General features: G+C 64.0%; 4 protein-coding genes and 2 rRNA genes. 1 reads left to right on the forward strand and 5 read right to left on the reverse strand.

Annotated features, from left to right (window positions below; all coding sequences use genetic code 11):
• Positions 1-23: 23 nt before the first annotated feature.
• Entirely contained in the window at positions 24-1,667 is a 1,644-nt protein-coding gene (locus I6E04_RS07390; protein ID WP_235422546.1) for an NAD(P)/FAD-dependent oxidoreductase, read from the forward strand.
• Positions 1,668-1,689: 22 nt separating this feature from the next.
• On the opposite strand, the gene uvrB is transcribed toward I6E04_RS07390, so the two are convergent.
• From uvrB to I6E04_RS07415, 5 genes are all read right to left on the reverse strand, one after another.
• Positions 1,690-3,921, reverse strand: a complete 2,232-nt coding sequence (gene uvrB / locus I6E04_RS07395; RefSeq protein WP_235422547.1) for an excinuclease ABC subunit UvrB — start codon at positions 3,919-3,921, stop codon at positions 1,690-1,692.
• Between the two features lie 14 nt (positions 3,922-3,935).
• Positions 3,936-4,529: a lytic transglycosylase domain-containing protein gene (locus tag I6E04_RS07400; protein ID WP_235422548.1), complete on the reverse strand. Its 594-nt coding sequence runs from the start codon at positions 4,527-4,529 to the stop codon at positions 3,936-3,938.
• A complete protein-coding gene (gene coaE, locus I6E04_RS07405) occupies positions 4,516-5,160 on the reverse strand; it encodes a dephospho-CoA kinase (RefSeq protein WP_328225591.1) in 645 nt (214 codons plus the stop codon). Before coaE ends, I6E04_RS07400 begins: the two co-directional genes overlap by 14 nt.
• Before the next feature lie 123 nt (positions 5,161-5,283).
• A 5S ribosomal RNA gene (gene rrf / locus I6E04_RS07410) occupies positions 5,284-5,399 on the reverse strand.
• Between the two features lie 101 nt (positions 5,400-5,500).
• Positions 5,501-8,473, reverse strand: a 23S ribosomal RNA gene (locus tag I6E04_RS07415).
• Positions 8,474-8,742: the final 269 nt, after the last annotated feature.

The raw sequence follows: 8,742 nt of genomic DNA on the forward strand, positions 1-8,742 counted from the left end.
CCAATTTCCCAGAAAGGCGATCCATGCTCGAACTCTCGCAAATCCGCGCGGACCTGGACGTATCGACGACCGAAGCGTCCTGTCTTTCGGTGTGCCGCACCGCGGCGAAGCGCCTTCTGAAGCTCTCAGACGCCGATATCGCCCGTATCGAGCTCCATCGCAAGTCAGTGGACGCACGCAAGAAGCACGACGTCCATTTCGTCCTGAGCGCCCGTATCGAGCTTGCCGAGCATCTCGACGAGCAGAGCATCCTGTCGCGCGTACCGGCCGATCGCCGCAAGAACATACGCACCGTCGACGCCGCCGCTCCGGCATTCCCCGCATCCGTCGCGCCCTCACGGACGAGCGGCGTGCAGCCCGTCGTCGTCGGCGCCGGCTGCGCCGGGCTCTTCGCCGCGCTCACGCTCGCCCACGCCGGACTCAAGCCGCTGCTCATCGAACGCGGTGACGACGCGATCCGACGCACCGAGTCGATCGAGCGCTTTGTCCGCACCCGTACCCTCGACCCCGAGAGCAACATCCAATTCGGGCTTGGCGGCGCCGGCACCTTCTCGGACGGCAAGCTCAACACCGGCACCAAGAACCCCGCGCACCGCCTCATCCTCCAAACCATGGTCGATGCCGGCGCCCCGCGCGAGATCCTCTGGGATGCCAAGCCCCATGTGGGATCCGACATCCTGCCCACCGTCGTCACGCATATCGTCGACGACATCCGCGCGCACGGCGGTGAGGTCCGCTTCCGCTGCCGCATGGTAGACATCGAACGCGCCGTCGACGGCTCGCCGCGTGCCCTGACCGTCGAGCGGAACGGGAAGACGGAGCGTATCGCGACCTCGCAGGTCATCCTCGCCTGCGGGCACTCCGCTCGCGACGTCTTCGAACTCCTTCGTCGGCGCGGCTTTGCACTCGAACGCAAAACATTCGCCATGGGCGTACGCATCGAACATCTTCAGGCCGATATCGATCGCGTCCAATACGGACGCGCGGCGGGGCATCCCGCCTTGGGCGCCGCGCCCTACAAGCTCGTGGCTCACCTACCAAACGACCGCAACGTCTTCACGTTCTGCATGTGCCCGGGCGGTGAGGTGGTGGCCGCCGCATCGGAGCCCGGCGGCGTGGTCGTCAACGGCGCGAGCCTGTACGCGCGCTCCGGACGCAACGCCAACGCCGCGCTGCTCGTGAACGTCAATCCCGCCGACCTTCCGGGAACCGATCCGCTCGCCGGCATCGAGCTGCAGCGCTCCTGCGAGCGCCGCGCCTTCGAGCTCGGCGGCGGCGACTACCATGCGCCGGCGCAGCTGGTGGAAGACTTCCTCGCCGCCCGCACCAGCACGACGGGCGGCCGCGTCGAGCCCACCTATCCGCTCGGTGTCACGTGGACGTCCCTCGACGAGGTCCTGCCCGCACATATCGTCGACACGCTCCGTGCGGGCATCCCCGCCCTCGGTCGCCGTTTGCGCGGATACGACGCCCCCGACGCCGTGCTCACCGGCGTCGAGACGCGCTCAAGCTCCCCTGTCACCGTCGTGCGCGATCGCACCTGCGTCGCGATCGGCGCACCGGGCCTCTACCCATGCGGCGAGGGCGCAGGGTACGCAGGGGGCATCATGAGCGCGGCCACCGACGGCATCCGCTGCGCCGAGGCCCTCCTCGCCCATGTAAAATAACCCCAGGGGTTTTTTGACATTCCTAGTGCTTGCCCTTCCATCCTTGGCGCTTGCGCCCGCCGCCGAACACGCTGCCCTTGCGCGCATTGCGCCGCAGGTTCTCCATGACCTCGTCCTCGCTTGAACCCTCGACGATCGCCTTGAGGTGCACGAGCGCGTCGCGCAGGCGTGCCGCCTCCTCGAAGTCCATGGCCTCCGAGGCGCTGCGCATATCCTCCTCCATCGTGGCGACGATGCGCGCGATCTCGTCGGCGGGCAACCCGGCAAGCTCCTCGGCGAGCTTCGCCCCCGGCGTGACCCCGGATTCATCCGCATCCTCGGCAGGTGTGAAGAACTCGCCATGGCCGAGCGTGTCGCCGCGACTCCGGTTTCGCTTGCCCACGTTCTCCGTCGCCTCGGCGATAAAGCTCGAGATGTCGTTGATCGCCTTGCGAACGGTCTTGGGTTCGATACCGTGCTCCTCGTTGAACGCCATCTGGATACCGCGGCGCCGATTCGTCTCGTCGATGGCCTCGCGCATCGAATCGGTGATCGTGTCCGCGTACATGATGACCTCGCCGTCCGCGTTGCGCGCGGCGCGGCCGATCGTCTGGATGAGCGAACGCCGATTGCGCAGGAAGCCCTCCTTGTCGGCATCGAGGATCGCCACGAGCGAGACCTCGGGCAAGTCGAGGCCCTCGCGTAGCAGGTTGATACCCACGAGCACATCGATCTTGCCCTGACGCAGATCGCGCAGGATGTCGACGCGATCCATCGTCGCGGTATCGGAGTGCATGTAGTTGACCTTCACGCCCGCATCGAGCAGGTGGTCGGTCAAATCCTCGGCCATGCGCTTGGTGAGCGTCGTCACGAGCACGCGCTCATGGCGCGCCGTTCGAGCGCGGATCTCATCGAGCAGGTCATCGATCTGCCCGCGGACCGGACGCACGTCGATCTTGGGGTCAAGCAGGCCCGTCGGGCGGATGATCTGCTCGACGTTGTTCTGGCTCACACGCAACTCGTAGTCGCCCGGCGTCGCGCTCACATAGATGAACTGCGGGATCCTCGCCTCGAACTCATCGAAACGCAGCGGCCGGTTATCGAGGGCGGACGGCAGGCGGAATCCGTGTTCCACCAGCGTCACTTTGCGCGAACGATCGCCTTCGTGCATGCCGCGGATCTGCGGCACCGTCACATGGCTCTCGTCGATGATGCAGAGCATATCTTTGGGGAAGTAATCGATGAGCGTATAGGGCGGCTCGCCGGGCTTGCGCCCATCCAAGTGACGCGAGTAGTTCTCGATGCCCGTGCAAAAGCCCATGGTCTCGAGCATCTCGAGGTCATAGTCGGTGCGCTGCTGCAGCCGCTGCGCCTCGAGCAGCTTGTCTTGGGCCTTGAGCTCCGCCACACGGTGCTCGCATTCCTCCTCGATGGTCTTCAGGGCATGCGTCACCTTGGGCTTCTCGGTCACATAATGCGAAGCGGGCCACACGGGGATGGCGTCATACTCGCGCAACAGCTCGCCGGTCACCTCATCGATCTCGGCGATGAGCTCGACCTCGTCACCGAAGAACTCGAAGCGCAGCGGATGCTCGGCGTACGGGGGAAAGACGTCCACGACGTCGCCGCGCACGCGGAACGTCCCGCGCGCCAAGTCGAAATCGTTTCGATCGTATTGGATGTCGATGAGCTCGTGGATGAAATCATCGCGCTCGAGCGGGATCTTCTTGTCGACATTGGGCGCGAGGCCGGCATAATCCTCGGGGCTGCCGATGCCATAGATGCACGACACGCTCGCGACCACGATGACGTCGCGACGCGACAACAGGCTCGCGGTGGCCTGATGTCGCAGCATCTCGACTTCCTCATTGATGGAGGAATCCTTCTCGATATAGGTGTCGCTCGAGGGGACATAGGCCTCGGGCTGGTAATAGTCATAGTAGGAGACGAAATACACCACGGCGTTGTTCGGGAAGAACTCCTTGAGCTCGCTGGCGAGCTGGGCTGCGAGCGTCTTGTTGGGGGCCATCACGAGCGTCGGCTTACCGAGCGCCTCGATGGTCTTCGCCATGGTGAACGTCTTGCCCGAACCGGTGACCCCGAGCAGCACCTGATACCGGTCGCCCGCGCGCACCCCATCGACGAGAGACTGAATCGCCTGCGGCTGATCGCCGGAAGGTTCATACGGAGCCACGACCGTGAATGCCGCATCGCCTGCGGTAGGGCCGAAACGCCGCAGTTCGCCACCGACCCGTTCGACCTCAAACGCTGGCATGGACTCCCCTTTCGCTACGATGAGAAGGCGTCCGGATACAGCTCCCGATATCGGTCGAGAGCCGATGTGACGCGAGCGAGATACGCCTGCGTCTCCGGAAAAGTGATGGCATCATACAACTCGTCGCCGTCGCGTGTCCACACGTCGACGTTACCCATGCCCGCGTTATACGCGGCGATTGCGTGCTCGGTCGACCCGTTGAAATACGAGATGAGATACGACAGGTAGGCGCACCCGATCTCGATGTTCGTACGCACGTCCGTCAGGTCATCGGCATCGAAACGCGCGCCATCGACCAGACCCTTATTCACCATATCGTGAGCCGTCTCGGGCATGAGCTGCATAAGACCGGACGCCCCGCGATCCGATCGAGCGGCGGGATCCCATCCGGATTCGGTTTCGATGACAGCGGCGACCAGATAGGGATCGACACCGTGCGTCGACGCCGATTCCAAGATCTCGCTCTGAAAATCAAGCGGATAAACCAGGCGGAACAACGGAGCGGGAGCATAAGCGAACGCCCAGGAGATAGCACCGAAGCCGAAGACCACGAGCAGCAGAAGCACCCGATACCACGTGAAAAAGCGAACGCCCCTATCCATGGACATCGACCGAGCCCTGTAGAAGGCCATGCGAGGAGAGCCACCTATCCAGTTGCATATGAAGATCTTCAAGATCTCCGGTATTGTCGATAACGACGTCGGAAACCTCGTTCAACCACGCGTCGTCGGGCTGGCAATCGGCACGATGGTCGAATTCGTCCGCCGTCATCCCGCGAAGAGCAGCACGATCGCGACGTTGCGAACGCGGAACGGCGATCGTCATGATCTCGTCGGCAAGACCGAACGCCTCGGTAAAGGTCTGAGGTGCGGAAACCTCGACAACGGCAAGCTCATGCGAAGGAGTCGTGACAGAACAGCAATACGGAGGGAGCAACAGCGAACTCAAGCGATCCAGCAGAGCGGGGTGGACGATGTTATCGAGTTTTCGAATATGCTCGGGACAATCGAATGCACGGCGCGCAAGTTCGTCGCGGCGGATGGAACCGTCCTCATCGAGGACATCGCGACCAAAGGTACCAGCGATATCGTCGACGATCGGAGAGCCGGGAACATACAGGGACTTCGCGAGCTCGTCAAGGTCGATTCTCAGAGCACCACGCTGCTCAAGATAACGGGCAGCGGAGGACTTACCCGAGGCTATGTTACCGAGAAGGAATAACGTAAACATAGAAGGCATTGTGACCCATCGACGTGGACGGCATGGCGAAAGAGATGAGATGCGTCTATTCTCCACGCAGGTGCTCGAGATAAGAAAAAAGGCTCCAGTCTCCTGGAGCCTTCCTTCGAAACGCCGTCCACCGGTCAGCGGCGCCCTGCTCTCCCACGGGCTTCCCCCGCAGTACCATCGGCGCTGGCCGGCTTAGCTTCCGGGTTCGGAATGGGACCGGGCGTGCCCCGGCCGCCAGAGCCGCTGACCGGTGGGCGGCGTTCCGCCCACCCGGGAGCGCTTCCGCGTGCCCTGGGGGCCGCACAGCGAGGTTTCCGGGCCGATCCGGGACGGAGGCGGAGGGGGACGCGGAGAGAAGAGCTCGGGCGATTAGTACCCCTCGGCTGAGCGCGTCGCCGCGCTTGCACCTGGGGCCTATCAACCAGGTGGTCTACCTGGGCCCTTACCGAAAGGAGAACTGATCTCGGGAACGGCTTCCCGCTTAGATGCCTTCAGCGGTTATCCGCGCCGGACGCGGCTACCCGGCCATGCCGTCGGTCGACAACCGGTTCACCGGAGGTCCGTCCACCCCGGTCCTCTCGTACTAGGGGCAGCCTCCCTCGATTCTCCTGCGCCCACGGAGGATAGGGACCGAACTGTCTCACGACGTTCTGAACCCAGCTCGCGTACCGCTTTAAACGGCGAACAGCCGTACCCTTGGGACCTGCTCCAGCCCCAGGATGCGATGAGCCGACATCGAGGTGCCAAACCTTGCCGTCGATGTGGACTCTTGGGCAAGATCAGCCTGTTATCCCCGGAGTACCTTTTATCCGTTGAGCGACGGCCCACCCACGCGGGGCCGCCGGATCACTAGAGCCTGCTTTCGCACCTGCTCGACTTGTGGGTCTCGCAGTCAAGCCCGCTTGCGCTCTTGCACTCAAAAGGACGGTTGCCGACCGTCCCGAGCGGACCTTCGCGCGCCTCCGTTACCCTTTAGGAGGCGACCGCCCCAGTCAAACTACCCACCTGGCACGGTCCCCGCACCGGATTACGGCTGCGGGTTAGGACGCCGGGCGCGCGGGGGCGGTATTCCAAGGGCGGCTCCGCCGGGGCTGGCGCCCCGGCATCCTAGCCTCCCGCCTATCCTCTACGCGCGCGTCCAGCGGCCAATGCCAAGCTGCAGTGAAGGTTCACGGGGTCTTTCCGTCCTTCCGCGGGTAAGTCGCATCTTCACGACCAGTGCAATTTCACCGGGTCCATGGTCGAGACAGCGCCCAAGTCGTTGCGCCTTTCGTGCAGGTCGGAACTTACCCGACAAGGAATTTCGCTACCTTAGGACCGTTATAGTTACGGCCGCCGTTTACCGGGGCTTGGCTTCGGAGCTTCGCCTTGCGGCTGACCCCTCCGCGTGACCTTCCGGCACCGGGCAGGCGTCAGACCCTATACGTCGCCTTGCGGCTTCTGCAGAGTCCTGTGTTTTTGGTAAACAGTCGCTTGGGCCTCTTCACTGCGGCTGGCCTCGGCTCGCGGAGCGAGTCCGTCCACCTACGCGCCAGCACCCCTTCTCCCTAGGTTACGGGGCCATTGTGCCGAGTTCCTTGACCATGGTTGACCCGATCGCCTCGGTATGTTCTACCCACCCACCTGTGTCGGTTTGCGGTACGGGCGGAAACGCTCCTGCCTAGGGGTTTTTCTGGGGACCAGGGCTCGACCGCTTCGCTCAATCGCTTCGTCCGGGGCCGCCCCCTCGCGCGGACCGGATTTCCCTGGTCCGCGGGGGCCATCCCCATCACCGGGACGTCCAGAACCCGGCCGGCCTACCCCGATCCGTCGCCCCGTCGGTCAATAGCGGCGCGTCTCCGGTGCAGGAATGTCGACCTGCTGCGCTTCGGCTACGCCCTCCGGCCTCGCCTTAGCCCCCGACTGACCCTGGGGGGATTAGCCTCGCCCAGGAAACCTCGGGTTTACGGCGGACGGGTTACTCTCCCGTCTCTCGCTACTCATGCCAGCATTCTCGCTCGGATGAGGTCCACGGCGCGGTTCCCCGGCCGCTTCGCCCCGCATCCGACGCCCCCCTACCGATGATATGAATCATCCCGCCGCTTCGGTACCGCGCTTAGCCCCGTGTATTGTCGGCGCGCGCCCACTCGACCAGTGAGCTGTTACGCACTCTTTGAAGGGGTGGCTGCTTCTAAGCCAACCTCCTGGTTGTCTGCGCGAGCGCACATCCTTTGCCACTCGGCGCGGATTTGGGGACCTTAGCGGGCGGTCTGGGCTGTTTCCCTCTCGAGCACACAGCTTAGCCCACATGCTCTGACTGCCGGGATCTGGGCCGTCGGCATTCGGAGTTCGGTTCGAATCGGTAGGCGGCGAAGCCCCCTCATCGATCCGGTGCTCTACCTCCGACGGTGAACTCCCGACGCTAGCCCTAAAGCTATTTCGGGGGGAACGAGATATCTCCGGGTTTGATAGGCCTTTCACCCCTATCCCCAGGTCATCGGAGCACTTTTCAACGTACTGCCGTTCGGCCCTCCACGGGGTCTTACCCCCGCTTCAGCCTGCCCAGGGATAGCTCACCCGGCTTCGCGTCCGCGGCCGGCGACTGATGCGCCCTGTTCGGACTCGCTTTCGCTGCGGCTCGCTTCCAAGCTTAACCTCGCCGCCGGCCAGCGACTCGCTGGCTCATTCTACAAAAGGCACGCCGTCACAGCGCAAGGCTGCTCCGACTGCTCGCGGGCGCACGGTTTCAGGTACTGTTTCACTCCCCTCCCGGGGTGCTTTTCACCTTTCCCTCACGGTACTCGTGCGCTATCGGTCACAGGAGAGTATTCAGGCTTGGATGGTGGTCCACCCAGGTTCGGACCGGGTTTCACGTGCCCGGCCCTACTCAGGGACCATGATCGGTGGGTACCTGAGGGTCCGCCTACGGGGCCCTAACCCTGTGCCGCCGGCCTTCCCATGCCGTTCGGCTCCCCTCGGTACCTCGCCGCCGGGGGCGGCAGCCCCCGGGCACATGGCCCTGCAACCCCGGCGGGGAGAAGGCTGCCGCCCGTAGTCCCTCGCCGGTTTGGCCATAGGCCCCCTTCCGCTCGCCGCTACTCGGGGGATCTCGCAGTTGATTTCTTCTCCTCCGGGTACTTAGATGTTTCAGTTCCCCGGGTTGTCCTCCCCCGGCCTATGTGTTCGGCCGGGGGATGCCGTGACTCCTCACGGCGGGTTCGCCCATTCGGAGACCCGCGGGTCGAAGGGTGTGTGCCCCTAACCGCGGATTATCGCAGCTTGCCGCGTCCTTCGTCGGCTTCCTGTGCCAAGGCATCCGCCGTGCGCCCTGCATATCTTCTCTGATTCGTAAATTCGGGTATCACATACCGCCGGGGGCGGGGCCCCCGGCGACCGCGATCACGATGCTTCTGACTTCAACCCGCGAAAACGGTGGTGTACCGTGTTTCGCATTCGTTGACGCAGAATCGATAATCTCGTATCTCTCTCTACTATCCGTTTCGGATCGAGAATCGGTGCGCAGGGATCCCTCCCTGCGCTCTCGCTATGCGGCTCTCAAGGTACGCGGGGCGACCCCGGGGACCGGACGCTGCGGGGGGCAAGGGGGACGGG

The organism is Collinsella tanakaei, assembly GCF_021531055.1.
In the GTDB taxonomy this organism is placed as follows: domain Bacteria; phylum Actinomycetota; class Coriobacteriia; order Coriobacteriales; family Coriobacteriaceae; genus Collinsella; species Collinsella tanakaei_B.